The sequence below is a fragment of the Pseudomonas sp. NPDC087029 genome, assembly GCF_044745345.1.
GTDB classification, from domain to species: domain Bacteria; phylum Pseudomonadota; class Gammaproteobacteria; order Pseudomonadales; family Pseudomonadaceae; genus Aquipseudomonas; species Aquipseudomonas faucium.
Window position 1 is genome coordinate 220,378 of record NZ_JBIVAB010000001.1, and the last position, 26,364, is coordinate 246,741.

Annotated in this window: 21 protein-coding genes; 14 read left to right on the forward strand and 7 right to left on the reverse strand. The window is 64.7% G+C overall.

The annotated features are described in order from the left end of the window. The first annotated feature begins 6 nt into the window (after window positions 1-6). The 6 genes from fadB (at window position 7) to ACIPG5_RS01040 (ending at window position 7,389) form a co-directional block, all read left to right on the forward strand. Window positions 7-2,154, forward strand: coding sequence for a fatty acid oxidation complex subunit alpha FadB (gene fadB, locus ACIPG5_RS01015; protein WP_401372886.1), 2,148 nt, complete (start codon window positions 7-9; stop codon window positions 2,152-2,154). A 31-nt stretch (window positions 2,155-2,185) separates the two neighbouring features. Beyond that, window positions 2,186-3,361, forward strand: a complete 1,176-nt coding sequence (gene fadA, locus ACIPG5_RS01020) for an acetyl-CoA C-acyltransferase FadA (protein ID WP_176511679.1) — start codon at window positions 2,186-2,188, stop codon at window positions 3,359-3,361. Window positions 3,362-3,441: 80 nt separating this feature from the next. Then, window positions 3,442-3,693, forward strand: coding sequence for a DUF1653 domain-containing protein (locus tag ACIPG5_RS01025; protein ID WP_176511680.1), 252 nt, complete (start codon window positions 3,442-3,444; stop codon window positions 3,691-3,693). Window positions 3,694-3,793: 100 nt separating this feature from the next. After that, window positions 3,794-6,406 carry a type I DNA topoisomerase gene (topA, locus tag ACIPG5_RS01030; protein ID WP_176511681.1) on the forward strand — a complete coding sequence of 871 codons (2,613 nt, stop codon included), beginning with the start codon at window positions 3,794-3,796 and terminating at the stop codon, window positions 6,404-6,406. A gap of 183 nt (window positions 6,407-6,589) precedes the next feature. Further along, on the forward strand, window positions 6,590-7,105 hold the full coding sequence (locus ACIPG5_RS01035; protein WP_401372889.1) for a DUF6586 family protein: 516 nt from the start codon (window positions 6,590-6,592) through the stop codon (window positions 7,103-7,105). A 50-nt stretch (window positions 7,106-7,155) separates the two neighbouring features. Then, a complete protein-coding gene (locus tag ACIPG5_RS01040) occupies window positions 7,156-7,389 on the forward strand; it encodes a hypothetical protein (protein ID WP_133970879.1) in 234 nt (77 codons plus the stop codon). Window positions 7,390-7,431: 42 nt separating this feature from the next. Here ACIPG5_RS01040 and sulA read toward each other — a convergent pair whose 3' ends face one another. Together sulA and lexA are read right to left on the reverse strand one after the other, a co-directional pair. Continuing rightward, entirely contained in the window at window positions 7,432-7,908 is a 477-nt protein-coding gene (gene sulA / locus ACIPG5_RS01045) for an SOS-induced cell division inhibitor SulA (protein WP_176511683.1), read from the reverse strand. Between the two features lie 13 nt (window positions 7,909-7,921). Continuing rightward, window positions 7,922-8,530, reverse strand: a complete 609-nt coding sequence (gene lexA, locus ACIPG5_RS01050) for a transcriptional repressor LexA (protein WP_176511684.1) — start codon at window positions 8,528-8,530, stop codon at window positions 7,922-7,924. Window positions 8,531-8,751: 221 nt separating this feature from the next. Between lexA and ACIPG5_RS01055 the strand changes: the two genes are divergently transcribed. From ACIPG5_RS01055 to nagZ, 3 genes are read left to right on the forward strand one after another with little or no spacing between them, the layout of a single operon-like run. Continuing rightward, complete coding sequence (locus ACIPG5_RS01055) at window positions 8,752-9,459, forward strand: TetR/AcrR family transcriptional regulator (protein WP_176511685.1); 708 nt, start codon at window positions 8,752-8,754, stop codon at window positions 9,457-9,459. Window positions 9,460-9,499: 40 nt separating this feature from the next. After that, a complete protein-coding gene (locus ACIPG5_RS01060) occupies window positions 9,500-10,024 on the forward strand; it encodes a L,D-transpeptidase family protein (RefSeq protein ID WP_401372892.1) in 525 nt (174 codons plus the stop codon). A gap of 22 nt (window positions 10,025-10,046) precedes the next feature. Further along, the gene (gene nagZ, locus ACIPG5_RS01065; RefSeq protein ID WP_176511691.1) at window positions 10,047-11,045 is read left to right on the forward strand and encodes a beta-N-acetylhexosaminidase; all 999 of its coding nucleotides are present in this window, start codon (window positions 10,047-10,049) and stop codon (window positions 11,043-11,045) included. 117 nt (window positions 11,046-11,162) lie between these two features. On the opposite strand, the gene ACIPG5_RS01070 is transcribed toward nagZ, so the two are convergent. The 3 genes from ACIPG5_RS01070 to mfd are packed head-to-tail and all read right to left on the reverse strand — an operon-like array spanning window position 11,163 to window position 18,513. Continuing rightward, entirely contained in the window at window positions 11,163-14,480 is a 3,318-nt protein-coding gene (locus tag ACIPG5_RS01070) for an SNF2-related protein (RefSeq protein WP_401372894.1), read from the reverse strand. Between the two features lies 1 nt (window position 14,481). Further along, window positions 14,482-15,054, reverse strand: a complete 573-nt coding sequence (locus tag ACIPG5_RS01075) for a CsiV family protein (protein ID WP_236235593.1) — start codon at window positions 15,052-15,054, stop codon at window positions 14,482-14,484. A 9-nt stretch (window positions 15,055-15,063) separates the two neighbouring features. Then, window positions 15,064-18,513, reverse strand: coding sequence for a transcription-repair coupling factor (gene mfd / locus ACIPG5_RS01080; RefSeq protein ID WP_401372897.1), 3,450 nt, complete (start codon window positions 18,511-18,513; stop codon window positions 15,064-15,066). A gap of 170 nt (window positions 18,514-18,683) precedes the next feature. Here mfd and ACIPG5_RS01085 point away from each other — a divergent pair, with 170 nt between their 5' ends. The 3 genes from ACIPG5_RS01085 to sthA all read left to right on the forward strand — a co-directional run bounded on the left by ACIPG5_RS01085 (window position 18,684) and on the right by sthA (window position 22,925). After that, a complete protein-coding gene (locus tag ACIPG5_RS01085; protein WP_176511690.1) occupies window positions 18,684-20,147 on the forward strand; it encodes a glyceraldehyde-3-phosphate dehydrogenase in 1,464 nt (487 codons plus the stop codon). Between the two features lie 181 nt (window positions 20,148-20,328). After that, the gene (locus ACIPG5_RS01090) at window positions 20,329-21,327 is read left to right on the forward strand and encodes an FAD:protein FMN transferase (RefSeq protein WP_401372899.1); all 999 of its coding nucleotides are present in this window, start codon (window positions 20,329-20,331) and stop codon (window positions 21,325-21,327) included. A 203-nt stretch (window positions 21,328-21,530) separates the two neighbouring features. Then, window positions 21,531-22,925, forward strand: coding sequence for a Si-specific NAD(P)(+) transhydrogenase (sthA, locus tag ACIPG5_RS01095; RefSeq protein WP_176514527.1), 1,395 nt, complete (start codon window positions 21,531-21,533; stop codon window positions 22,923-22,925). A gap of 48 nt (window positions 22,926-22,973) precedes the next feature. On the opposite strand, the gene ACIPG5_RS01100 is transcribed toward sthA, so the two are convergent. Beyond that, window positions 22,974-23,690: a glycerophosphodiester phosphodiesterase gene (locus ACIPG5_RS01100; RefSeq protein ID WP_176514525.1), complete on the reverse strand. Its 717-nt coding sequence runs from the start codon at window positions 23,688-23,690 to the stop codon at window positions 22,974-22,976. 32 nt (window positions 23,691-23,722) lie between these two features. Next, window positions 23,723-24,307 (reverse strand): PilZ domain-containing protein, encoded by a 585-nt coding sequence (locus ACIPG5_RS01105; protein WP_313395611.1) that lies wholly within the window; start codon window positions 24,305-24,307, stop codon window positions 23,723-23,725. Window positions 24,308-24,400: 93 nt separating this feature from the next. Here ACIPG5_RS01105 and ACIPG5_RS01110 point away from each other — a divergent pair, with 93 nt between their 5' ends. After that, window positions 24,401-25,651, forward strand: coding sequence for a lipoprotein-releasing ABC transporter permease subunit (locus ACIPG5_RS01110; RefSeq protein WP_236235597.1), 1,251 nt, complete (start codon window positions 24,401-24,403; stop codon window positions 25,649-25,651). Between the two features lie 7 nt (window positions 25,652-25,658). Then, window positions 25,659-26,342, forward strand: a complete 684-nt coding sequence (gene lolD / locus ACIPG5_RS01115) for a lipoprotein-releasing ABC transporter ATP-binding protein LolD (RefSeq protein WP_176514519.1) — start codon at window positions 25,659-25,661, stop codon at window positions 26,340-26,342. Window positions 26,343-26,364 lie beyond the last annotated feature (22 nt).

The window sequence follows — 26,364 nt, forward strand, 5'->3', positions numbered from 1 at the left end:
CAGTTGATGATTTACGAAGGTAAAGCCATCACGGTTAAGGCTCTTGAAAGCGGCATCGTCGAACTGAAGTTCGACCTCAAGGGTGAGTCCGTCAACAAGTTCAATCGCCTGACCCTGGAAGAGCTGCGCCAGGCCGTCGACGCCATCAAGGCCGACGCCTCGGTGAAAGGCGTGATCGTCAGCAGTGGCAAGGACGTGTTCATCGTCGGCGCCGACATCACCGAATTCGTCGATAACTTCAAGCTGCCCGAGGCCGAACTGGTTGCCGGCAACCTGGAAGCCAACCGCATCTTCAATGCCTTCGAAGACCTCGAAGTGCCGACCGTGGCGGCCATCAACGGCATCGCCCTGGGTGGCGGCCTGGAAATGTGCCTGGCGGCCGATTACCGCATCATGTCCAGCAGCGCCAAGATCGGCCTGCCGGAAGTCAAGCTGGGGATCTACCCGGGCTTTGGCGGTACCGTGCGCCTGCCGCGCCTGATCGGTTCGGACAACGCCATCGAGTGGATCGCCGCCGGCAAGGAAAACCGCGCCGAAGAAGCCCTGAAAGTCGGTGCCGTCGACGCCGTGGTCGCACCCGAGCTGCTGCAGGCCGGTGCCCTGGACCTGATCAAGCGCGCCATCAGCGGCGAGCTGGACTACAAGGCCAAGCGCCAGCCCAAGCTGGAAAAACTCAAGCTCAATGCCATCGAACAGATGATGGCCTTCGAGACCGCCAAGGGCTTCGTTGCCGGCCAGGCCGGCCCGAACTACCCGGCGCCGGTCGAAGCCATCAAGTCCATCCAGAAGGCCGCCAACTTCGGCCGTGATAAGGCCCTGGAAGTGGAAGCGGCAGGTTTTGCCAAGCTGGCCAAGACCTCGGTCGCCGAAAGCCTGATCGGCCTGTTCCTCAACGACCAGGAGCTCAAGCGCAAGGCCAAGGCCCACGACGAGATCGCCCACGACGTGAAACAGGCTGCCGTGCTCGGCGCCGGTATCATGGGCGGCGGCATCGCCTACCAGTCGGCTGTCAAAGGCACGCCGATCCTGATGAAGGACATCCGCGAGGAAGCCATCCAGCTGGGCCTGAACGAAGCCTCCAAGCTGCTCGGCAAGCGCGTCGAGAAGGGCCGCCTGACCCCGGCGAAGATGGCCGAGGCGCTCAACGCCATTCGCCCGACCCTGTCCTACGGCGATTTCGCTAACGTCGACATCGTCGTCGAAGCCGTGGTGGAGAACCCGAAGGTCAAGCAGGCCGTGCTGGCGGAAGTAGAAGGCCAGGTCAAAGAGGGCGCGATCCTCGCCTCCAACACCTCGACCATCTCCATCAACCTGCTGGCCAAGGCGCTCAAGCGCCCCGAGAACTTCGTCGGCATGCACTTCTTCAACCCAGTGCACATGATGCCGCTGGTCGAAGTCATCCGTGGCGAGAAGTCCAGTGAAGTGGCCGTCGCCACCACCGTGGCCTACGCCAAGAAAATGGGCAAGAACCCGATCGTGGTCAACGACTGCCCGGGCTTTTTGGTCAACCGTGTGCTGTTCCCGTACTTCGGCGGTTTCGCCAAGCTGGTCAGCGCTGGCGTCGACTTCGTGCGCATCGACAAGGTCATGGAGAAGTTCGGCTGGCCGATGGGCCCGGCCTACCTGATGGACGTGGTCGGCATCGACACCGGCCACCACGGCCGCGACGTGATGGCCGAAGGCTTCCCGGACCGCATGAAGGACGATCGCCGCTCCGCCGTCGACGCCCTGTACGAGGCCAACCGCCTGGGCCAGAAGAACGGCAAGGGCTTCTACGCCTACGAGACCGACAAGCGCGGCAAGCCGAAGAAAGTCTTCGATGCCACCGTACTCGACGTGCTCAAGCCGGTCATCTTCGAGCAGCGTGAAGTCACTGACGAAGACATCATCAACTGGATGATGGTACCGCTGTGCCTGGAAACCGTGCGCTGCCTGGAAGACGGCATCGTCGAAACGGCTGCCGAAGCGGACATGGGCCTGGTCTACGGCATTGGCTTCCCTCCCTTCCGCGGTGGTGCGCTGCGCTACATCGACTCGATCGGCGTGGCCGAATTCGTTGCCCTGGCCGACCAGTACGCCGACCTGGGGCCGCTGTACCACCCGACCGCCAAGCTGCGTGAAATGGCCAAGAACGGCCAGCGCTTCTTCAACTGAGCGGCCAACGAGTTAGAGCGAGAATATTGATATGAGCCTCAATCCAAGAGACGTGGTGATTGTCGACTTCGGTCGCACGCCGATGGGCCGCTCCAAGGGTGGCATGCACCGCAATACCCGCGCCGAAGACATGTCGGCGCACCTGATCAGCAAACTGCTCGAGCGCAACGGCAAGGTCGACCCGAAAGAAGTCGAGGACGTGATCTGGGGCTGCGTCAACCAGACCCTGGAGCAGGGCTGGAACATCGCCCGCATGGCCTCGCTGATGACCCAGATCCCGCACACCTCGGCTGCGCAGACCGTCAGCCGCCTGTGCGGCTCGTCGATGAGCGCGCTGCACACCGCTGCCCAGGCGATCATGACCGGCAACGGCGATGTGTTCGTGGTCGGTGGCGTGGAGCACATGGGCCACGTCAGCATGATGCATGGCGTCGATCCCAACCCGCACATGTCGCTGCACGCGGCCAAGGCCTCCGGGATGATGGGCCTGACGGCCGAGATGCTCGGCAAGATGCACGGCATCACCCGTGAGCAGCAGGACCTGTTCGGCCTGCGTTCGCACCAGCTCGCCCACAAGGCGACAGTCGAAGGCAAGTTCAAGGACGAGATCATCCCGATGCAAGGGTATGACGAGAACGGCTTCCTGAAGGTGTTCGACTTCGACGAAACCATTCGCCCGGAAACCACCCTCGAAGGCCTGGCTTCGCTCAAGCCTGCGTTCAACCCCAAAGGTGGTACCGTAACTGCCGGTACTTCGTCGCAGATCACCGACGGCGCCTCGTGCATGATCGTCATGTCCGGCCAGCGCGCCATGGACCTCGGCATCCAGCCGCTGGCGGTGATCCGTTCCATGGCCGTGGCGGGTGTCGACCCTGCAATCATGGGCTACGGTCCTGTGCCATCGACCCAGAAAGCCCTCAAGCGTGCCGGCCTGACCATGGCCGATATCGACTTCATCGAGCTCAACGAAGCCTTCGCTGCACAGGCCCTGCCAGTGCTCAAAGACTTGAAAGTGCTCGACAAGATGGATGAGAAGGTTAACCTGCACGGCGGCGCCATCGCTTTGGGTCACCCGTTCGGTTGCTCTGGTGCACGGATTTCCGGCACCCTGCTCAACGTCATGAAGCAGAATGGCGGTACCCTGGGTGTCGCCACCATGTGTGTCGGCCTGGGCCAAGGCATCACCACTGTCTTCGAACGCGTCTGATCGCGTCGCAAGGCAGCAACCGGGGCCTCGTGCCCCGGTTTTTGTTTTTTTACGGAATTTGTTTCAAGAGGGTAGGCGGCATGCAGATACAACCAGGCGTATACCGGCATTACAAAGGGCCTGAGTACCGTGTCTTCAGTGTTGCACGGCACTCCGAGAGCGAAGAGTGGATGGTCTTCTACCAATGCCTGTATGGTGATTACAGCTACTGGGTGCGGCCACTTTCGATGTTCCAGGAGTCCGTCGAGGTTGACGGCGAGCAGGTGCCACGCTTTGCTTTGGTCAAGGCCGAAGAGGGGCTGCCTTTAGTGCCTGGCAAGTCGCACGAGTGAACGACCGCGCTTGACCTCACTCTTTTGCCACTATATATAGCGGTGCCGCGTCCGGCACCTGACGCGTTTTTCATCTTCAGATTCAGGAATACTCCGATCCATGGGCAAATCGCTGGTCATTGTGGAATCCCCGGCCAAGGCCAAGACCATCAACAAGTACCTGGGCAACCAGTACGTGGTGAAGTCGAGTATCGGCCACATCCGTGACCTCCCCACCAGCGGTTCGGCCAGCGCCAGCAAAGAGCCGGCCGCCAAGCGTGGAAAGGCCGCTGCGGGTGAGGCTCCGGCCCTGTCGCCGAAAGAGAAGGCACGCCGCCAGCTGGTGGCGCGCATGGGCGTCGACCCCGATCACGGCTGGAAGGCCAAGTACGAGATCCTTCCCGGCAAGGAAAAGGTGATCGAAGAGCTGCGCCGCCTGGCCAAGGATGCTGACACCATCTATCTCGCAACCGACTTGGATCGCGAAGGGGAAGCCATTGCCTGGCACCTGCGCGAAGCCATCGGCGGCGACGACAGCCGCTACAAGCGCGTGGTGTTCAACGAAATCACCAAGAAGGCCATCCAGGAGGCGTTCTCGCAGCCAGGCGAGCTGGATATCGACCGCGTCAATGCCCAGCAGGCGCGGCGCTTCCTCGATCGCGTGGTGGGCTACATGGTCTCGCCGCTGCTGTGGGCCAAGATTGCCCGTGGCCTGTCGGCCGGGCGCGTGCAGTCGGTGGCGGTGAAGCTGGTGGTCGAGCGTGAGCGCGAGATCCGTGCCTTCAACCCGGAGGAGTACTGGGAAGTGCACGCCGACCTCGGCACTGCCAAGAACGCCAAGGTGCGTTTCGAGGTGGCCCGCGAGAAGGGCGAGGCGTTCAAGCCGCTCAACGAAGCCCAGGCCATGGCCGCGCTGGAGAAGCTCAAGGCGTCCAGCTACAGCGTCATCAAGCGTGAAGACCGCCCGACCAGCAGCAAGCCGTCGGCACCGTTCATCACCTCCACCCTGCAGCAGGCAGCGAGCAACCGCCTGGGCTTCGGGGTGAAGAAGACCATGATGATGGCCCAGCGTCTGTACGAAGCCGGCTACATCACCTATATGCGTACCGACTCGACCAACCTGTCGGCCGACGCGGTGGACATGGCACGCAGCTACATCGAGCACGAGTTCGGCAAGCAGTACCTGCCGGAAGCGCCCGTGGTGTATGGCAGCAAGGAAGGCGCCCAGGAGGCGCACGAGGCGATTCGCCCGTCCGACGTCAACACGCACCCGACCAAGCTCACCGGCATGGAGCGTGACGCCGAGCGTCTGTACGAGCTGATCTGGCGCCAGTTCCTGGCCTGCCAGATGCCGCCCGCGCAATACCTGTCCACCAGCGTCACCGTGGCTGCAGGCGACTTCGAGCTGCGCGCCAAGGGCCGTATCCTCAAGTTCGACGGTTACACCCGCGTGCTGCCACAGCAGAGCAAGCCGGGCGAAGACGACGTGCTGCCGGAAATGGGCCAGGGCGAGGTGCTCAAGCTGATCCAGCTCGACCCGAGCCAGCACTTCACCAAGCCGCCGGCACGCTTCACCGAAGCCAGCCTGGTCAAGGAAATGGAAAAGCGCGGTATTGGCCGCCCGTCGACCTATGCGGCGATCATTTCGACCATCCAGGACCGCGGCTATGTGACGTTGCACAACCGCCGTTTCTATTCCGAGAAGATGGGTGACATCGTCACCGAGCGCTTGTCGGAGAGCTTCTCCAACCTGATGGACTACGGCTTCACCGCCGGCATGGAAGAGAACCTCGATGACGTGGCCCACGGCGAACGCGACTGGAAGCACGTGCTCGACGAGTTCTACGGTGACTTCAGCAAGAAGCTGTTGACCGCCGAGTCTGCCGAGAACGGCATGCGCGCCAACCAGCCGACCATGACCAACATTCCGTGCAAGGAATGTGGCCGGCCGATGATGATTCGTACCGCCTCCACGGGCGTGTTCCTGGGCTGCTCCGGTTACAGCTTGCCGCCCAAAGAGCGCTGCAAGGCCACCGTCAACCTGGTGCCGGGCGACGAGATTGCCGCCGACGACGAGGGTGAATCCGAATCGCTGGTGCTGCGTGGCAAGCATCGCTGCCCGATCTGCGCCACGGCCATGGATGCCTACCTGCTCGACGAGAAGCACAAGTTGCATATCTGCGGTAACAACCCAGATTGCGCCGGCTACGAGATCGAGGAGGGCAGCTATCGCATCAAGGGTTATGAAGGGCCAAGCCTTGAGTGCGACAAGTGCGGCAGCGAGATGCAGCTCAAGACCGGCCGTTTCGGCAAGTTCTTCGGTTGCACCAACCCTGCGTGCAAGAACACCCGCAAACTGCTCAAGAGCGGCGAGGCTGCGCCACCGAAGATGGACAAGGTGGACATGCCGGAGCTCAAGTGCGAGAAGGTCGACGACACTTACGTGCTGCGCGACGGTGCTTCGGGGTTGTTCCTGGCCGCCAGCCAGTTCCCTAAAAACCGTGAAACCCGCGCGCCGCTGGTGCTGGAGATTCTGCCGCACAAGCACGAGATCGACCCGAAATACCACTTCCTCTGCGATGCACCGCAGAAGGATCCGGACGGGCGCCCGGCGGTGATCCGCTACAGCCGCAAGACCAAGGAGCAGTACGTACAGTCCGAGGTCGATGGCAAGCCGACTGGCTGGAAGGCCTTCTACGACGGCAATGCCTGGAAGGTCGAAGACAAGCGCTGATTTTTCGGTGCTGTGAATGGGGCCGCTTTGCGGCCCATCGCTGGCAAGCCAGCTCCCACAGATCTGTAGGAGTCGGCTTGCCGGCGATGGGTCGCGAAGCGGCCCCATTTCATTGGTGACAAGCACCCCTCGATCCTTGAAACTGCAGCTATTCGCCTTGCAGCCTAAAGGAGGCCACTCGACATGGCCCAGGAACTCTACACCCGCACCAACCAGAAGCTGTTCTTCGCTGGCCTTGCCCTGGAGTCCATGGCCAAGGCGGCCGATAGCCAGGCGATGAATGCCCAGGGCCTGGTCCAGGCCGAACGCGAGTCGGCATTGTTCCACCTCTATGGCGCGCTGCTGGGGTTGTGCCACGAAATTGCCGGCTACTATCGCCTGTCCATGGCGCCAAGCGTTGAGCAACTGCTGGCCGACGACGCGCTGAGTGCCATTGCCATTCCTGAAGTGGCCGAATTGCTGGAGCTGGCCCGTCAGCGGGAAACCTGGTTGGCGCAACTGCTCGGCGCTTATGCCGATTTGTTCCGACCACCTGTCGCGAAGAAAACGCCCAAAACCGATGTCACCCAGCCCCTGATCCAGGCCGTCAATCTCGACCAGCCTGAGCCACCTGCGCTGTCGCGTGAAGAACTGGAAAGCTGGCGCAGCAACCTCAAAGGGCTGGTGAGACGTTTCCGCGACGCGTTGAGTGAGTGCTGAGCGCGGCGGCGGCTGGTACAATGGCCGCCTTTCGTGGAGAACAGCCCTTTATGTCTACGTCGTTTCTGGAAATTGTCGAGTTGCCTGATGGCCGCATCGAACTGCGTCGCGCCGAGGATGAAGGCTCTTTGGTAACCCTGGATTTCTCGGAAGACGCCAAGGCGTTCCTGCAAGGCCAGCATGTCGAAGTCGCCAAGGCGATGCTGAGTGTGGGTGTGCAGATGGCCGGCCGGCTGATCGATGGTGAGCTTGAGCGCGACGAAGGGCCTCGCGTGCTGCACTGAGCCCCTCCAGGTTTCTATTGCAAGACAGGCAAAGCCTGAACATCAGCCAAGGCGGATGTTCAGGCTTTGTGCATTTCCGGTGCTGGCGGCGCGTACCAGTTGTTGGCGTGCAGTGGCATTGACGCTGCCAAGCCAGCTCACCACAGTGTGGCTGTGGCCCAGGCGCAAGGCCTCGCAGGCCAGTTGCAGCGCGCTCTGGTTGTCGCTGGGTTGCAGCAGCAAAATGCGCTCGCGGTTCAGGCCGGCGTCACGCAGCCAGGCCTGGGTCAGGCTGGCAGGGGGCGCGATCAGGGTCAGCCAGCGGGCCTCCTGCTCTTCGCTCAGTTCGCGCAAAACCGGCGCCAGCAGGCTTTGGCAGTGCTCGGGGGCGCCACGCAAGGACAGTTCGCTGAACAGCTCCGGCTGGCTGCTTTTGCGTGCCTGCTCGGTGGCCTTGAGCCCCGGCAGAACCGGTTGGGCAAGGAAGGCCTCGAACAGGGGAAGCTGGACCTGCTGTTGTGCTTGGATGAACTGTTGCATGACGCCTCCTGGATCAGCGGCGAATAACGCCGACACTCAAGCCCTCGATCACCAGTTCCTGTTCTTTCAGGTCGACTTCGATAGGGGCGAACTCGGGATTTTCGGCCATCAGCCAGACCTTGCTGCCTTCACGCTTGAAGCGCTTGACGGTCACTTCGTCGCCGATGCGGGCCACGACGATCTGGCCGTTACGGGCCTCGCGGCAGGTGTGCACTGCCAGCAGGTCGCCGTCGAAGATGCCGACGTCCTTCATGCTCATGCCGTGCACGCGCAGCAGGTAGTCGGCGCGGGGGTGGAAGAAGGCCGGGTTGATGTTGCAGGATTGCTCGATGTGCTGCTCGGCGAGGATCGGCGCACCGGCAGCGACCCGGCCGATGATCGGCAGGCCGCTGTCTTCGGCCTTGGTTTCGACGCCAGGAATGCGAATGCCGCGGGAGGCCCCCGGGGTCATTTCGATCGCGCCCTTGCGAGCCAGGGCCTTGAGGTGTTCTTCAGCGGCGTTGGGTGACTTGAACCCCAGCTCCTGGGCGATTTCCGCGCGGGTCGGCGGGAAGCCGTTGTCTTCGAGGCAGCGTTTGATGAAAGCCAGGATTTCGGCTTGGCGTGGCGTCAGTTTCAACATGGCGAGCGCTCTGTCTTTTTATACAGTGACTGGGATTATATACAGTACCGGATGCGCTGCAAGCGCCAAAGCTGCAATAAAAGCGGCAAACGGCGCATCTTGTCGCTTGCAGCCTGCAGCTTGGCGCATTTTAATGGCGACCGGCGGGTCACCTGGCCTTGACAGGGTCAGGCCTGAAACGTATGTTTCAAACACCTGTTTGTCTGCCTGCCGGAGTAGTCATGGCCCAATCGGAAACCGTTGAACGCATTCTCGATGCTGCCGAGCAATTGTTCGCGGAAAGGGGGTTTGCGGAAACCTCGTTGCGGCTGATTACCAGCAAGGCCGGGGTCAACCTGGCGGCGGTCAACTACCATTTCGGTTCGAAGAAGGCGCTGATCCAGGCGGTCTTCTCGCGCTTCCTCGGCCCGTTCTGCGCCAGCCTCGAACGCGAGCTGGAGCGGCGCCAGGCCAAGCCCGAGCACAAGCCCAGCCTCGAGGAGCTGCTGGAGATGCTGGTCGAGCAGGCCCTGGCGGTGCAGCCGCGCAGCAACAACGACCTGTCGATCTTCATGCGCCTGCTGGGCCTGGCCTTCAGCCAGAGCCAGGGCCATTTGCGCCGCTACCTCGAAGACATGTACGGCAAGGTGTTCCGCCGCTACATGCTGCTGGTCAACGAGGCCGCGCCACGCATTCCGCCGCTTGAGCTGTTCTGGCGCGTGCACTTCATGCTCGGCGCGGCGGCGTTCAGCATGTCTGGTATCAAGGCGCTGCGCGCCATCGCTGAAACCGACTTCGGCATCAATACCTCGATCGAACAGGTCATGCGCCTGATGGTGCCATTCCTGGCAGCGGGCATGCGCGCCGACAGTGGCGTCACCGACAATGCCATGGCCGCGGCCCAGCTGCGCCCACGCAGCAAGACCGCCAGCGCCACCGCCAAGGCCTGAAGGCTGGGCGGGGCAGGGCGCTTCGGCTAAGCTAGCGCCCATGCCCGACCTCGATTTCCTGCATATCTCCCTCGCCGACCAGTGCCTCTATGGCTTTGCCCATGGGCAGCTGCGCGTACGCCTGCAGGTGTCCACCGCGCGTAATGGTGCCGGCGAACGCAACGGCTCGGGGTGTACCCCGCGCGGGCTGCATCAGGTGCGGGCGAAGATCGGCGCGGGCCTGCCGCTCAATGCCGTGCTCTGCGGCCGGCGCTGGACCGGTGAGCTGTGGGCGCCGCAGCTTGAGGCGCAATACCCCGGCCGCGACTGGATCCTCACCCGTATTCTCTGGCTCAGTGGCTGCGAACCCGGCTTCAATCGCCTGGGGCCGGTGGACACGTTCCGCCGCTACATCTACCTGCACGGCGCGCCCGACACGCAACCCTTGGGCGTACCGCTGTCCCATGGCTGCATACGCCTGCGCAACACCGACCTGCTTGGCCTGTTCGAGCGTGTACCGGCGCATTGCCCGGTGCGCATCGACGAGGCCGCATGCCCCCAGTGGGCTTCCATTAGTTTGCAATGAAGGATTGCCTATGACCGCCAGCCTGCAAGGCTCCCTGATGGTGGATATCGCCGGTAAATGGCTGACCGCCGAGGACCGCCAGCTCCTGCGCCAGCCTGAAGTGGCCGGCCTGATCATCTTTGCCCGCAATATCGACAGCCCGCGCCAGGTGCGCGAGCTGTGCGCCTCCATTCGCGCCGTGCGCCCCGACCTGATCCTTGCGGTAGACCAGGAGGGCGGCCGGGTGCAGCGCCTGCGCCAGGGCTTCGTGCGCCTGCCGGCGATGCGCGCGATTGCTGACAATGCCAATGCCGAGTACCTGGCCGAGCAATGCGGCTGGCTGATGGCCACCGAGGTGCTGGCAGTGGGCCTGGACCTGAGCTTCGCCCCGGTGCTGGACCTGGATCACCAGCGCAGCGCGGTAGTCGGCAGCCGTGCCTTCGAAGGCGACCCGCAGCGTGCCACGCAGCTGGCCGGTGCCTTCATTCGTGGCATGAACGCGGCGGGCATGGCTGCCTGCGGCAAGCATTTCCCGGGGCATGGCTGGGCCGAGGCGGACTCGCACGTGGCCATTCCCACCGACGAGCGTAGCCTTGAGCAACTGCGCCAGGCCGACCTGGTGCCGTTCAGCCGCCTCAGTGGGCAATTGGCGGCGGTGATGCCGGCGCATGTCATCTACCCGCAAGTCGACAACCAGCCTGCCGGCTTCTCGCGCCGCTGGCTGCAGGACATCTTGCGCGGCGAGCTGGGCTTTGACGGGGTGATTTTCAGCGATGACCTGTCGATGGCGGGCGCGCATGTGGTGGGCGATGCGGCCAACCGGATCGAGGCGGCGCTGAGTGCCGGTTGCGACATGGGCCTGGTGTGCAACGACCGGGCGGCGGCGGAGCTGGCGTTGACGGCGGCGCAGCGGCTGAAGGTCAAGCCTTCGCCGCGTATTGCACGGATGCGCGGGCAGGGCTTTGCGCGTACCGACTATCGCCAGCAGCCGCGTTGGCTGGAGGCGCTGGGGGCGTTGAAGGACGCACAGTTGATCGATTGACCGCAGGCCCTATCGCCGGCAAGCCGGCTCCCACAGGTAACGCGCCGCCCTGAAGGGCAGTGAAAATCCTGTGGGAGCCGGCTTGCCGGCGATAGGGCCATCTCAGGCTGCAAAAGGCTAACGCCCACGCTTTCCAGGCAACGGCGCAAACAGCGCGTCGATCTCTTCATCCCCCAGGCGCCACTGCCCCGCCTGCCCGCCATCGAGCAAGCTCGCCGCCAGCGCGGCCTTTTCCTGCTGCAGTTGCTGAATTTTCTCTTCCACCGTGCCCCGGGTAATCAGCTTGAACACGAACACCGGCTTGTCCTGCCCGATGCGGTAGGCGCGGTCGGTGGCCTGGTTTTCGCTGGCCGGGTTCCACCACGGGTCGAAGTGGATCACTGTGTCCGCCGCGGTCAGGTTCAGGCCGACGCCGCCAGCCTTGAGGCTGATGAGAAATACCTCGCTGTCGCCTTTCTGGAACTGCTGCACCGGCGTGCGCCGGTCGCGGGTGTCGCCGGTGAGCAGGCTGTAGCGGATCTTGCGCTTTACCAGCTCCTGCTCGATCAGCGCCAGCATCGAGGTGAACTGCGAAAACAGCAAAACCCGCCGGCCTTCGCTGAGCAACTCCTCGAGCATCTCCAGCAGCGCCCCAAGCTTGCCTTTGTCCGCCTGGTTGCCTTTGCTTTCGACGCCTTTGACCAGGCGCAGGTCGCAGCACACCTGGCGCAGCTTGAGCAGCGCATCGAGGATCACGATCTGGCTGCGGGACGCCCCGTTGCGGGCAATCTCGTCGCGTACCTTCTTGTCCATCGCCACCCGCACGGCCTCGTAGGTGTCGCGTTGGGCGTCGCTGAGCTCGACCCAGTGGACCATCTCGGTCTTGGCCGGCAGTTCGGTGGCCACCTGTTCCTTGGTGCGGCGCAGCAGGAACGGGCGGATGCGGCTGACCAGGTGCGCCAGGCGTTCGCCATCGCCGTGGCGTTCGATCGGGGTGCGGTAGTCCTGGTTGAAGCGCTTGACCTCGCCCAGCCAGCCCGGCATCAGGAAGTGGAAGATCGACCACAGCTCGCCCAGGTTGTTTTCCATGGGGGTGCCGGTCAGGCACAGGCGCTGGCTGGCCTCAAGCTCGCAGACGGCGAGGGCGGCCTTGCTGGTGCTGCTCTTGATGTTCTGCGCTTCGTCGAGCACCAGCACGCTCCAGGGGTTGGCGCGCAGGTGCTCCAGGTCGCGCGGCACCAGGGCGTAGGTGGTCAGCACCAGGTCGTACTCGCCCAGCTTGGCAAAATGCTTGCTGCGGCCGGGGCCGTGCAGGGCCAGCACGCGCAGCCCCGGGGCGAAGCGCTGGGCCTCGTCCAGCCAGTTGGGCACCAGGCTGGTGGGCATCACCGCCAGGGCCGGGTGGGGCAGGCGCCCGTGCTGTTTTTCCAGCAGCAGGTGGGCGAGCGTCTGCAGGGTCTTGCCCAGGCCCATGTCGTCGCCGAGGATGCCGCCGGTGCCCATCTCGCGCAGGGCCTGCAGCCAGTTGAGGCCTTGCTGCTGGTAGGGGCGCAGGGTGGCGGCGAGCCCGCTGGGCGGCTCGACCTGCAGGTCGCGGGCATCGCGCAGACGCCGGCCGAGGTCGCGCACGTGGGCGCCGCCTTCCCAGTGCAGGGGCAGGTGCTCGATGTCGTTGAGGCGCGCCGCGTCGGCTCGGTCCATGCGCAGGGTGGGCCCGGCGGCGTCTTCGTGCAGGTACAGCTCGCCGAGGGTGCCCATTACCGCCTTGATCCGCCCGTAGGGCAGAGCCACGCGCAGCGCCGGGCTGTCCAGGCGGCCGCGGTTGAGGTCGATCAGCAGGTGTTCGTCGTCACTGCGCCGGGTCAGTTCGCTGGGGCGCAGCAGCTCCGGGTTGCTGCGCAGCAGTTGCAGCACGATCGGCAACAGGCTGTGGCGCTGGCCATCGACGACGATGCCCAGTTCCAGGTCGAACCATTCGTGGCCAGGCGCTTCGTCGATGCTGGCGTACCAGTCGTCCACCTCCTGCAGGTTGAACGCGAAGTCGCGGTGGATATCGATGTCCCAGCCCGCCTCACGCAGGCGCGGCAGGCCTTCGCGGGCAAAGTGCAGCCAGGCTTCGTCGTCGGGCAGTTGCAGCATCTCGCCGGCGCTGTCGGGCAGCGCCTTGCTCTGGCGGGTGGCGGGCTTGAAGCCGAGGTCGCGCAGGGCTTTGCGCAGCGCCTGCTCGGCTGCCGGCTGGCGGCGGATGCGCTGGCTGGTGGTACCGACCAGGCGCGCCAGTGGCTTGTCGTCGCTGCCGCTGGCGCGCAGGCCGTCGTAGTCGAATGACAGCGCGGCGCGATGCTGCATCTGGCGCTGCATGCGGCCGGTCTTGGGCATGTAGGCACTGAATTCGAGGCTGCCGAGGGTCAGGTGGCCCTTGGGCAGGATGCCTTCGAGTTGCTCGGTGTTGACGGTGGTGGGTGTGGGGACTTGGCGGTTCAAGGCGTTCAATCGATGACTCAAGGGTACGACCAGGTGTTCCGGAACGGTGGGGGCACGGGCAAGCTGGCTGGCGATGAAAGGGTCCAAGTCGTGCTGCAGCTTGCCCAGCAGGTGCGCGGCGCGGTCGACGTAGTACATGGGTTCGACGGGCAGCGCCAGCAGTTGGGTCTGCTCGCCCTGGTACCAGGCTCCCCGGTAGCTGCCATCGTCCAGCCTGACCCAGCGGAACTCGGCCTGCAGCGCCGGTCCACCCTCCAGTGGGAGGGCGTCGGTGGAAAAATGCAGGCGCCCGGTGGCCAGTGCGTAGCCAAGCAGCTCAGCGCCTTGCTTGCCTTCGAGCTCGACCACGGGGCGAACGGCCTGGTTGGTGGCATCGATCAGGCGCAATAATCGGGCATCGTCCTGGGTGACGTAGCGGGGTGGGTAGTAGATCAGTTCAGGCAACGAGGTGATCTTGCCGAACTGCACGCCGCCGTCGGCCTGGCGGGTGCCCTTGGCCACTTCCAGCGTGCACTGCTGGTTGCCGGTATGGATCAGGTAGTGAATGGCCGGGCCCTTGCGTTCGGGCTTGGCCGCGGCCACCTGCTGGCCGGTGGCTTCGAGCGTTTCTACCCATTGGTCGAGCGCCGGTGACAGCGCAGGCTGCTGCGCCGGCTGGCTGTCGGGCAGGCTATCACCCAGCTGGGCAGCCAGCAGCGCGGCCACGCAGTGTTTGCAGTTCAGGCCCACCGGGCAGCTGCAGCGCCCGTAGACGCGAAGCTCGGCGCCGTTGAGCAGCAGCTCGATGGTCTGCCGATACTGCTCGCCCGACGATCCCTGGCAGGTCGCTTCGATGGTTTTGTCGTGCAGCGCCAGGAGGCGGGTGCGGCCTTGCGCCGCGTATGCCCGGCCCCGCTTCATGGCCCCGTCCTGGATGTGGTCTACCCAGCCCGGGTGGGCCCTCAGCAGGTGCCGCGCATCCTCCGTGCTCACATCACTGCTCCATCATCTCCGGGTCCATCACCGGCATTTTCGGCGTGCCGGGAGGGGTCACCTTCAGCAGCAGGGCAAGGTGGCCGCCATCCATGAAGGTCAGCTGGCCACCTTTCATGTTGCTGTTGCTCTGCTTGAACTGCTCGCTCTGCAGCACGTTGCCGTTGCTGTCGAGCTGGTTGACCCAGAAGTTCGCCTCCACTGCGATGAAGCGGCCCTCGGTGAGGCTGAGGTTGCCTTCGATCGGGAAGTGGCCGAACTGCTCTTCACCCGCGCCCAGGGCGATGCGGCTCGGCGCGCTGCCTACCTGCTGCTGCCAGGCCTTGTGCAGCAGCACGGTGTAGTCGGCCGTGGCTTGCAGGCGGGTGGCCTCGTCTTGCAGTGCCAATGGCCGCTCGGCGCCCTTGTCCAGGCGCGGGGCGCCGGCGCTCCAGTCTTCCGGGGCGAACGGGCTGGTGAAGGCGGGCACGCTGTTCTGCCGCACAAGGAGCATTTCCACCTGATACAGGCCTTCGGCGAAGGCGGCCGGCGCGAACAGCGCGAGCAACAAGGTCAGGCAACGGATGGCACGCATGGATCTTCCTTAGACAGTCTGTGGGGTCAGGCGCTCGAACAGCGCTTCCAGAGTATTGAATCGTTCGTCGGGGCGTTCCATCGGTACCAGGAAACGGAACTGGGTGGCACCTTCGAACTTGTAGCGTTTGGGCTGGCTCTGGATCAGCTTGATCAGGGTCAGCGGGTCGACCGGCGTTTCGGCCTCGAACTCGAGCTTGCCGCCATTGGGGCCGGCGTCGACTTTCTTGATGCCGAGCTTTTCCGCCTGCAGCTTGAGCTGGGTCAGGCGAATCAGGTTCTTGGTCGGTTCGGGCAACAGGCCGAAGCGGTCGATCATTTCCACCTGCAGGTCCTTGAGGCCTTCTTCGTCGGCCGCCGAGGCAATGCGCTTGTACAGGATCAGGCGCGCATGCACGTCGGGCAGGTAGTCCTCGGGGATCAGCGCCGGCAGGCGCAGGTTGATCTCCGGGCCGCCGCCCAGGGGCTGTTCGAGGTTCGGCTGGGTGCCCTTGCGGATGGCCTTGACCGCACGCTCGAGCATTTCCATGTAGAGGGTGAAGCCCACTGCCTGGATCTGCCCGCTCTGGCCTTCGCCCAGCAGCTCGCCGGCGCCGCGGATTTCCAGGTCGTTGGTGGCCAGGACGAAACCGGCCCCCAGGTCCTGGGTGTTGGCGATGGCTTCCAGGCGCTTCTCGGCGTCGCTGCTGACCTTCTGCCGCGCAGGCGTGAGCAGGTAGGCGTAGGCCTGGTGGTGGCTGCGCCCGACCCGGCCGCGCAGCTGGTGCAGCTGGGCCAGGCCGAACTTGTCGGCGCGCTCGATGACGATGGTGTTGGCGCTGGGCACGTCGATGCCGGTCTCGATGATGGTCGAGGCGATCAGCACGTTGAAGCGCTTGTGGTAGAAGTCGCTCATCACCTGCTCGAGCTCGCGCTCGCGCATCTGCCCGTGGCCGATGCCGATCCGTGCCTCGGGGACCAGCTCGGCGAGGTCGGCGGCGCATTTTTCGATGGTCTTCACGTCGTTGTGCAGGTAGTACACCTGGCCGCCGCGCAGCAGTTCACGCAGCAGGGCTTCTTTGACCGTGCTGTTGTTCTGCTCCATGACGAAGGTGCGCACCGACAGGCGCCGCGCCGGCGGCGTGGCGATGATCGACAGGTCGCGCATGCCGGCCACGGCCATGTTCAGGGTGCGCGGGATCGGCGTTGCGGTAAGGGTGAGGATGTCGACTTCGCTGCGCAGGGCCTTGAGCTGCTCCTTCTGGCGCACGCCGAAGCGGTGCTCTTCGTCGATCACCACCAGGCCCAGGTCCTTGAAGCGCACGTCATCCTGCAGCAGCTTGTGGGTGCCGATGAGGATGTCGATCTTGCCCTCGGCAAGGTCGGCGGCGGCCGCGGCCACTTCCTTGGCCGACTTGAAGCGGCTCATCACCTCGACCGTCACCGGCCAGTCGGCGAAGCGGTCGCGGAAGCTGTTGTAGTGCTGCTGGGCGAGCAGGGTGGTGGGCACCAGTACCGCCACCTGGCGGCCGCTGTGCACGGCAATGAAGGCGGCGCGCATGGCCACTTCGGTCTTGCCGAAGCCGACGTCGCCGCACACCAGGCGGTCCATCGGCTTGGCGGCGAGCATGTCGGCGCGCACCGCTTCGATGGCGTTCTGCTGGTCCGGGGTTTCCTCGAACGGGAAGCCGGCGCTGAAGGTGGCGTAGTCGGCGGCCGGGTCGGCGAAGGCATAGCCTTTGCGCGCGGCGCGGCGGGCATAGATGTCGAGCAGCTCGGCGGCCACGTCGCGCACCTGCTCGGCGGCCTTGCGCTTGGCCTTCTGCCAGGTTTCCGAACCGAGCCGGTGCAGCGGTGCCAGGGCATCGTCGCTGCCGGTGTAGCGGGCGATCAGGTGCAGGTTGGCCACCGGCACGTAGAGCTTGGCGCCCTCGGCGTATTCCAGGGTGAGGAACTCGGCGGCCTGGCCTTCGATTTCCAGGGTGGCCAGGCCCAGGTAGCGGCCCACACCGTGGTCGATGTGCACCACCGGGGCGCCTTCACGTAATTCGGTGAGGTTCTTGATGACCGCATCGTTGGCCGCCTCGCCGCGTTTGTCGCGGCGCCGGCGCTGCATCACGCGCTGGCCGAACAGCGGGCTTTCGGCGACCAGGGCCAGGCCCGGGTCTTCGAGCAGCAGGCCTTCGTCGAGCGGGGCGATGGTGATCGCCAGGCGCTCGCTGCCGGTGATGAAGTCGGCCCAGCTTTCGACTGTCTGCGGCCTCAGCTTGAGGCGTTCGAGCAGCTCCAGCAGCACCTCGCGGCGGCCCGCCGATTCGGCGGTGAACAGCACGCGGCCGTCGAACTGGTCGAGAAACGCCGACAGCGCCGCCAGCGGCTGGTTGGCCTTGGCCTCGATGGCCAGGTTGGGCAGAGCGCGGGCGGGGAAGCGTTCGCGGCCGCCGCCGGCCTCGATGTCGTCGGCGCTGACCACCACCCGTGGCCACTGCTTGAGCTGGGCGAAGCAGTCTTCCACCGGCAGGAACAGCTCGGCCGGGGGCAGCAGCGGGCGGGTCAGGTCGCCGCGGCGGTCTTCATAGCGCCCGCGCACATCGTTCCAGAAGTGCTCGGCAGCCTGTTCCACGCCCGGCAGGGAGAACACCTGGGTGTCGCTGGGCAGGTAGTCGAACAGGGTCGAGGTTTCTTCGAAGAACAGCGGCAGGTAGTACTCGATGCCGGCGGGGATGATGCCGCTGGCCAGGTCCTGGAAGATCGCGCTGCGGCGAAAATCGACGTCGAAACGCTCGCGGAAGCGCGCCTTGAAGCGGGTCACTTCCTCCTTCTGCATGGGGAATTCGCGCGCCGGCAGCAGGCGGATCGAGTCGACCTTGTCGATCGAGCGCTGGGTCTCCGGGTCGAAGGTGCGCAGGGTTTCGATTTCGTCATCGAACAGGTCGATGCGGTAGGGCAGCTTGCTGCCCATCGGGAACAGGTCGATCAGCGCGCCGCGCACGGCGAACTCGCCGTGCTCGTAGACCGTGTCGACGCAGCGGTAGCCGCTGGCCTCCAGGCGCGTGCGCATCTGCTCCACGTCGATGGTCTGGCCCACGTCCAGCACCAGGCTGCTGCCGAGCAGAAAGCGCGTCGGCGCCAGGCGGTGCAGGGCCGTGGTGATCGGCACGACGAGGATGCCATGGCTCAGCTCCGGCAGCCTGTAGAGGCTGGCGATGCGCTGGGAGATGATGTCCTGGTGCGGCGAGAACAGGTCGTAGGGCAGGGTTTCCCAATCAGGGAACGGCAGCACCGGCAGCTCCGGGGCGAAGAAGCGCAGCTCCTGTTCCAGGCGGTCGGCGGCCTGGCTGTCGGCAGTCAGCAACAGGGTGAAGCGCCCGGCGCTGCTGGCGGCTTCGGCGATGGCCAGGCTGAGGGCGGCCCCGGGCAGGTTGCCCCAGGTTTGTTTGCCGGCCGTGGCCGACAGTTGCGGTAGGCGCAGAACTGACACGGGAGATTGCACTCCAAGCGTTGCGGCAAAGAGGTCGATTGTACCGGTGCCAGTGCGTGCTGTCAGGCTCGGAAAAGGGGCATGGACGCGGGCTGGCGCTGCATCGACAGGCGCTCATTGCCGGTTACGCGTTGGGGCGTCATAATGTAGCCCCTTTTTTCTCCCCCTACATGTGGAAGGTTCCCGTGACTCAGAAGCCCGACCAGTGTCTTGGTGAGTGGATTGATCGTGAAGCTCTGGCTGAAGCGATGATCCCGCTTATCGGTCAGCTCTACCGCAACAACAATGTGGTGAGCTCGATTTATGGCCGCAGCCTGATCAACCGTTCGGTTATCTCGATCCTCAAGGCACACCGCTTTGCGCGTCACCGTCAAACCGACGAAACCGAGCTGTCCGTCCACGAGACATTCCCCCTGCTCAAGGCCATGAGCGAGCTGAAGCTGGGCGCCGCCTCGGTCGACCTGGGCAAGCTGGCGAACAAGTTCAAGCAGGAAGGCAACGGCCGCAGCGCCGAGCAGTTCGTGCGTGAAGAACTGGCCGACGTGGTTGGCCAGCAGAACGCTTCGGCGCGCAAGGGCACCGACGTCGTCCTGTACGGCTTCGGCCGCATCGGCCGCCTGCTGGCGCGCATCCTGATCGAGAAGACCGGTGGCGGCGACGGCCTGCGCCTGCGCGCCATCGTCGTGCGCAAGGGCGCCGAGAACGACCTGGTCAAGCGTGCCAGCCTGCTGCGCCGTGACTCGGTGCACGGCCCGTTCGATGGCACCATCACCATCGACGAAGCCAACAACACCATCACCGCCAACGGCAACCTGATCCAGGTCATCTACGCCAAGAGCCCGAGCGAAGTCGACTACACCCAGTACGGCATCGACAACGCCCTGATCGTCGACAACACCGGCGTATGGCGTGACGCCGACGGCCTGGGCCAGCACCTGGCCTGCCCGGGCGCTGCCCGCGTGATCCTCACCGCACCTGGCAAGGGCGCGCTGAAGAACATCGTGCACGGCATCAACCACGGTGACATCGCCGCCGATGACAAGATCATCTCGGCCGCCTCCTGCACCACCAACGCCATCGTGCCGGTGCTCAAGGCCATCAACGACAAGTACGGCATCGTCAACGGCCACGTCGAAACCGTTCATTCGTTCACCAACGACCAGAACCTGATCGACAACTTCCACAAGGGCAGCCGTCGTGGCCGCGCCGCGCCGCTGAACATGGTCATCACCGAAACCGGTGCTGCCACCGCAGCCGCCAAGGCACTGCCAGTGCTCAAGGGCAAGCTGACCGGCAACGCCATTCGCGTGCCGACGCCTAACGTGTCGATGGCCATCCTCAACCTGAACCTTGAGAAAGGCACCAACCGCGACGAAATCAACGAGTACCTGCGCCAGACCGCCATGCACTCGGAACTGCACAAGCAGATCGACTACGTCAGCTCCCAGGAAGTGGTTTCGACCGACTTCGTGGGTTCGCGCCACGCCGGTGTGGTCGATGCCGAGGCGACCATCGCCAACGACAACCGCGTTGTGCTGTACGTCTGGTACGACAACGAGTTCGGTTACAGCTGCCAGGTGGTTCGCGTGATGGAAGAGATGGCCGGTGTGAACCCGCCAGCGTTTCCACGCTGATTCGCTTGTAAAGTGCTAGAGAAACGGGAACCTTCGGGTTCCCGTTTTTTTTGACCAGCTTTTAGGGTGTATCTACCGGCCCTATCGCCGGCAAGCCGGCTCCCACAATGACAGCACCGTCGTACCCGTGGGAGCCGGCTTGCCGGCGATAGGGCCGTTGCCGACAAGCGAGACTCCAACTGTGCGCACAGCCCTGCTGTTCATCCTGATGCTCCTCACCGCCTGCAACCAGGGCCCGGCCCTGGAGCGCCTGGGCGGCCCGACCATGGGCAGCAGCTACAGCATTCAATACGTGCGCGAACCCGGCGGCCCGGCACCGGCCCAGGTGCAGGCGGCGGTCGAGTCCATCCTGCAGGACATCGACCTGCATTACTCGACCTACCGCGGCGACTCCACCGTCAGCCAGTTCAACCAGCTCCCCGCCAACCAGTGCCTGGCCTTGCCCGCCGACATGCTCGAACTGGTCGCCCTCGGCCAGCACCTGGCCGAGCAGAGCGACGGCGCCTTCGACCTCACCGTCGAACCGCTCCTCGACCTCTGGGGCTTCGGCCCCCAGGCCCGCCACGAACAGGTGCCCGACCCCAAGGCGCTGGCCCAGGCCCGCCAGCGCGTCGGCTACCGGCACCTGCACCTGGACGGCCAGGCGCTGTGCAAGGACGCCCCCGTGGAGCTGGATTTCAACAGCATCGCCGCCGGCCACGCGGTCGACCTGATTGCCGAACGCCTGCGCGCCATGGGCGTGGCCAGCTTCGTCGCCGAAGTCACCGGCGAGCTCAAGGCGCTCGGCCGCAAGCCCGATGGCAGCCCCTGGCGCATCGCCCTGGAGCTGCCGCGCGACGACCTGCAGATTGCCCGCCAGGTCATCCCGGTCGATGGCTTGGCGTTGTCGACCTCGGGTGACTATCGCCACTATTTCGAGGAGAATGGCCGGCGCTATTCGCACACCTTCGATGCCCGCCTCGGGCGGCCGGTCGAGCATGACCTGGCAGCGGTGACCGTGCTCGATGGCTCGGCGCTGCAAGCGGACGGTTATTCGACCCTGCTGCTGATCCTCGGGCCGGAGCAAGGTTGGGATTTTGCCGTTGCCCATGACCTGGCCGCCGTGCTGGTGACTCGGGTGGCGGGTGGCTTCGTCTCCCGAGCTACGCCCGCGTTCGAACGGGCCGTGAAAGGCGAATGAAAGCGCAAGCAGGGAAGATCCACGCCAGGGAACCGGTAAACCATATGTAGTGCAGGCAAAATTGGCCTACGACGCGACCAAGGGTTAATGTGCGCGGCGTTCACGCTTGATTAGACTGCACACGAATTTTCTCATGGCGCTCCGGCGGCATGATCGAGTCCCGCGGCGACCGTGGCTGGCGGGCCAGTTCTGAAGGAGTACGCATGGCTGTCTACAACTACGACGTAGTGGTGTTGGGTTCCGGCCCGGCCGGAGAAGGTGCGGCAATGAACGCCGCCAAAGCAGGGCGCAAGGTGGCGATGGTCGATAGCCGTCGTCAGGTCGGTGGCAACTGCACCCACCTGGGCACCATCCCGTCCAAGGCACTGCGTCACTCGGTGCGGCAGATCATGCAGTTCAACACCAACCCGATGTTCCGTGCCATCGGCGAGCCGCGCTGGTTCTCCTTCCCCGACGTGCTCAAGAGCGCCGAGAAGGTGATCTCCAAGCAGGTTGCCTCGCGCACCGGTTACTACGCGCGCAACCGCGTCGACGTGTTCTTCGGCACCGGCAGCTTCGCCGACGAGCAGACCGTGGAAGTGGTGTGCCCCAACGGCGTGGTGGAAAAGCTCAACGCCAAGCACATCATCATCGCCACCGGCTCGCGCCCGTATCGCCCGGCCGACATCGACTTCCATCACCCGCGCGTCTATGACAGCGACACCATCCTCAGCCTCAGCCACACCCCGCGCAAGCTGATCGTCTACGGCGCCGGTGTGATCGGTTGCGAATACGCCTCGATCTTCAGCGGCCTGGGTGTGCTGGTGGAGCTGGTCGACAACCGCGGCCAGCTGCTGAGCTTCCTGGACTCGGAAATCTCCCAGGCGCTGAGCTACCACTTCAGCAACAACAACATCACCGTGCGCCACAACGAGGAGTACGAGCGGGTCGAAGGCCTGGACAACGGCGTGGTCCTGCACCTGAAGTCGGGCAAGAAGATCAAGGCCGACGCCTTGCTGTGGTGCAACGGCCGTACCGGCAACACCGACAAGCTGGGCCTGGAGAACATCGGCATCAAGGTCAACAGCCGTGGCCAGATCGAGGTCGACGAGGCCTACCGCACCAGCGTGCCGAACATCTACGGCGCCGGTGACGTGATCGGCTGGCCGAGCCTGGCCAGTGCCGCCCACGACCAGGGCCGCTCGGCGGCGGGCAGCATCGTCGACAACGGCAGCTGGCGCTTCGTCAACGACGTGCCGACCGGCATCTACACCATCCCGGAGATCAGCTCGATCGGCAAGAACGAGCAGGAGCTGACCCAGGCCAAGGTGCCATACGAAGTGGGCAAGGCGTTCTTCAAGGGCATGGCGCGTGCACAGATCGCCGGCGAGCCGCAGGGCATGCTGAAGATCTTGTTCCACCGCGAAACCCTGGAAATCCTCGGCGTGCACTGCTTCGGCTACCAGGCTTCGGAAATCGTCCACATCGGCCAGGCGATCATGAACCAGCCGGGCGAGCTGAATAACCTGAAGTACTTCGTCAACACCACGTTCAACTACCCGACCATGGCCGAAGCCTATCGGGTAGCTGCCTACGACGGCCTGAACCGGCTTTTTTGAGCGGCTCCGGCCGGTGGCCTGAGCCGGTCGGGGAGACCGATTTCAGCCCTACCCGAGGGTGGTCTTGGCCAAACCGGGAAAGTCTGTAATCAGGCTGTCCACGCCAAAGTCAGCGAGCCGGCGCATCAGTGCCGGTTCGTTGACCGTCCACACCGACACGTGCAAACCCTGGCCCTGTGCTTTGAGCAGGCGCTCCGGGGTGCACAGTGTCCAGTTCAACGCCAGCATCTCGCAGCCATAGTTCTGCGCGACCTTCAGCGGGTCGAGCCAGGCGTATTCGGCGACCAGCCCGCGTTTCACGTCCGGTACCAGTTCCAGCGCCGCGCCCAGCACCTCGCGTGAGCTGGAGGTGATGGTCACCTTGTCCAGCAAGCCGTACTGCTGGGCCAGTTCGCGGATCGCCAGCACCGTGGTGGCCGCGCGGGTGCGCGAGGCGCTCTTGACTTCGAGCTGCCAGTGCTCGAAGGCGCATTTCTCGAACAACTCCTCAAGCCGCGGGATAGGGCAGGGCTGCACATGGCCCGGGCCGCCCTTGCGCGCGTCGTAGGTGACCAGGTCGACGGCCGGGTGTTCGGCCACCTTGCCGCGCCGGCCGGTGGTGCGCTTGAGGGTGGGGTCGTGGATGACCATCAGCTCATTGTCGGCCGACAGGTGCAGGTCCAGCTCGCAGCGATTGACGCCGTGGGACAGGCACTGACGGAAGCTGGTCAGGGTGTTCTCGGGCGCTTCGCCCTTGGCGCCACGGTGGCCGTAGATAAGGGTCACGTTCGTTCCTTCAGGTCAAGAATGAATAAGGCTCAGGAGGCGGGGTCGTTCTGTTCCAGCTGCTGGCGCCGTTGTTGCTGCTGGCGCTGCAGGATATAGCGGGCCAGCAGTTGGCGCTGGGCATCGGTCATGTCGATGAATTCGGTGCCGACCTCGTAGTCGCCTTCCGGGCGCGGGTCGCAGTGGGTGATGCGCCCGCGCAGCAGCAGGCCGTGGGCGCGTGGCATCAGCACCATCTTCACCTTCACCCGGGTGCCAGGGGCAATCTGCTGGGGCTGGGCGAACTCGATGCCGCCCTCGGAGATGATCACCCGTTGCGGCTGGCCGATCTCGCCGATCAGGCTTTGCGCGACCACCGCGCTGAGCAGGTCCAGGCGTTTGTTCTGCGCCCGCAGGAAAGCCGCCAGGGTGCGGTCCTTCTCGCTCAATTGGCGCAGCAGGTGCTGTGACTCGAAGTCTGACAGGTGCAGCTCGCTGAGCAGGTTGAACAGTGGTGAATCATCCTGCAACAGTTCTGGCTCAAGGGCTTGGGCCGCGCTCAAGGGGCTTATTTCCAGTGCGATCCGATCTTCGATGCGGTAGTATTCGCGGCGATCTTCTTCGTCTAATGTCGTCATGGCGAACCCATGGTAGCGGCGGTGGTCCGAGTGTAAAGCCGCCACAGGCGCCTCGCCACAAGGACGTTCCCTTTCATCCGAACAAGCCCCGACATGTTCAGACCTCTTTTCGCATTCATCGGTACGCGTTACACCCGTGCCAAGCGCCGTAATCACTTCGTCTCGTTCATTTCCCTGACCTCGATGATCGGCCTCGCCCTGGGCGTGGTGGTGATGATCGTGGTGCTCTCGGTCATGAACGGTTTCGACCACGAGATGCGTACCCGCGTGCTGGGCATGATCCCGCATGCCACGCTGGAGAGCGGCCAGCCGATCAACGACTGGCCTGCCCTTGCCCAACAAGTAAAGCAGAATCCGCAGGTGCTGGCGGTTGCGCCCTACACCCAGATGCAGGGCCTGCTGACCCATGACGGCAAGGTGCAGAAGGTGCTGCTCAACGGCATCGACCCGGCGCGCGAGCGTGAGGTGTCGATCATCGACAACTTCATCCTGCAGGGCCGCCTCGATCAGCTGGCGCCGGGCGAGTGGGGCATCATGATCGGCGACAAGGCCGCCGCCAAGCTGGGCGTGGCCGTCGGCGACAAGCTGACCTTCGTCGCCCCCGAGGTCAGCGTGACCCCGGCCGGCATGTTCCCGCGCATGAAGCGCTTCACGGTGGTCGGCACCTTCCACGTCGGCGCCGGCGAGATCGACGGCTACCTGGGCCTGACCAACATCGCCGACCTGTCCCGCCTGCACCGCTGGAAGGCCGACCAGGTGCAGGGCCTGCGGCTGAAGTTCGACGACCTGTTCCAGGCGCCACGGGTGGCCTGGAGCATCGCCCAGCAGCTGGGCGAGCAGGAGTACTACAGCCGCGACTGGACCCGCACCCACGGCAACCTGTACCAGGCGATCCGCATGGAGAAGGCCATGATCGGCCTGCTGCTGCTGCTGATCGTCGCGGTGGCGGCGTTCAACATCATTTCCACCCTGGTGATGGTGGTCAACGACAAGCGCGGCGACATCGCCATCCTGCGCACCCTGGGCGCCACGCCCGGGCAGATCATGGCCATCTTCATGGTTCAGGGCACGGTGATCGGGGTGATCGGCACCCTGATCGGCGCCGTGGTCGGGATCCTCGCCGCGCTCAATGTCAGCGCGGCGATCGCCGGCATCGAGAAACTGATCGGGCACAAGTTCCTCAATGCCGACGTGTACTTCATCGATTACCTGCCGTCGCAGATCCAGGCCCAGGACGTGTACATGGTCTGTGGTGCGGCGTTGGTCCTGAGTTTCTTCGCCACCCTGTACCCGGCCTGGCGTGCGGCCCGCACCCAGCCTGCAGAGGCGCTACGTTATGAGTGAGTCGCGCATGAGTGATAAAGCAGTTCTGAGTTGCCGCAACCTGGGCAAGTCCTACGACGAGGGCCCGGAGTCGGTGCAGGTGTTGTCGGGCCTGAACCTGGAGCTGCACGCCGGTGAGCGGGTGGCCATCGTCGGCAGTTCGGGCTCGGGCAAGAGTACCTTGCTCAACCTGCTGGGCGGCCTCGACCGGCCGACCCAGGGCAGCGTCTGGCTGGCCGGCGAAGAACTGTCGGCCCTGGGCGAGCGCGCCCGCGGCCTGCTGCGCAACCGCGAGCTGGGGTTCGTCTACCAGTTCCACCACCTGCTGCCTGAGTTCACCGCCATGGAGAACGTGTGCATGCCGCTGCTGATCGGCCGCACCGCCATCCCCGAAGCCCGTGAGCGCGCCGAGGCGCTGCTCAAGCGCGTGGGCCTGGGCCACCGCCTGCACCACAAGCCGGCCGAACTGTCCGGCGGCGAGCGCCAGCGTGTGGCGATCGCCCGCGCGCTGGTCAACCGCCCGGGCCTGGTGATGCTCGACGAGCCGACCGGCAACCTCGACCACCACACCGCCCAAGGCATCCAGGAGCTGATGCAGGAGCTGTCCAGTTCCTCGCGCACGGCGTTCCTGGTGGTGACCCACGACCTCAACCTGGCGCGCCAGATGGACCGTGTGCTGAAGCTCGACGACGGCCACCTGGTCGCGATCTGAGCCAGGCCGCCCCACCTTATTT

Coding starts and splice junctions, on each gene's coding strand:
- ACIPG5_RS01025 (WP_176511680.1), top strand. CDS start 3,442: ATGCAGATACAACCAGGCGTATACCGGCATTACAAAGGGCCTGAGTAC.
- ACIPG5_RS01110 (WP_236235597.1), top strand. CDS start 24,401: ATGTTCAGACCTCTTTTCGCATTCATCGGTACGCGTTACACCCGTGCC.
- topA (WP_176511681.1), top strand. CDS start 3,794: ATGGGCAAATCGCTGGTCATTGTGGAATCCCCGGCCAAGGCCAAGACC.
- ACIPG5_RS01035 (WP_401372889.1), top strand. CDS start 6,590: ATGGCCCAGGAACTCTACACCCGCACCAACCAGAAGCTGTTCTTCGCT.
- ACIPG5_RS01075 (WP_236235593.1), bottom strand. CDS start 15,054: ATGCGTGCCATCCGTTGCCTGACCTTGTTGCTCGCGCTGTTCGCGCCG.
- ACIPG5_RS01105 (WP_313395611.1), bottom strand. CDS start 24,307: ATGACGACATTAGACGAAGAAGATCGCCGCGAATACTACCGCATCGAA.
- fadA (WP_176511679.1), top strand. CDS start 2,186: ATGAGCCTCAATCCAAGAGACGTGGTGATTGTCGACTTCGGTCGCACG.
- ACIPG5_RS01060 (WP_401372892.1), top strand. CDS start 9,500: ATGCCCGACCTCGATTTCCTGCATATCTCCCTCGCCGACCAGTGCCTC.
- sthA (WP_176514527.1), top strand. CDS start 21,531: ATGGCTGTCTACAACTACGACGTAGTGGTGTTGGGTTCCGGCCCGGCC.
- lexA (WP_176511684.1), bottom strand. CDS start 8,530: ATGTTGAAACTGACGCCACGCCAAGCCGAAATCCTGGCTTTCATCAAA.
- ACIPG5_RS01085 (WP_176511690.1), top strand. CDS start 18,684: ATGTGGAAGGTTCCCGTGACTCAGAAGCCCGACCAGTGTCTTGGTGAG.
- ACIPG5_RS01040 (WP_133970879.1), top strand. CDS start 7,156: ATGTCTACGTCGTTTCTGGAAATTGTCGAGTTGCCTGATGGCCGCATC.
- lolD (WP_176514519.1), top strand. CDS start 25,659: ATGAGTGATAAAGCAGTTCTGAGTTGCCGCAACCTGGGCAAGTCCTAC.
- fadB (WP_401372886.1), top strand. CDS start 7: ATGATTTACGAAGGTAAAGCCATCACGGTTAAGGCTCTTGAAAGCGGC.
- sulA (WP_176511683.1), bottom strand. CDS start 7,908: ATGCAACAGTTCATCCAAGCACAACAGCAGGTCCAGCTTCCCCTGTTC.
- ACIPG5_RS01055 (WP_176511685.1), top strand. CDS start 8,752: ATGGCCCAATCGGAAACCGTTGAACGCATTCTCGATGCTGCCGAGCAA.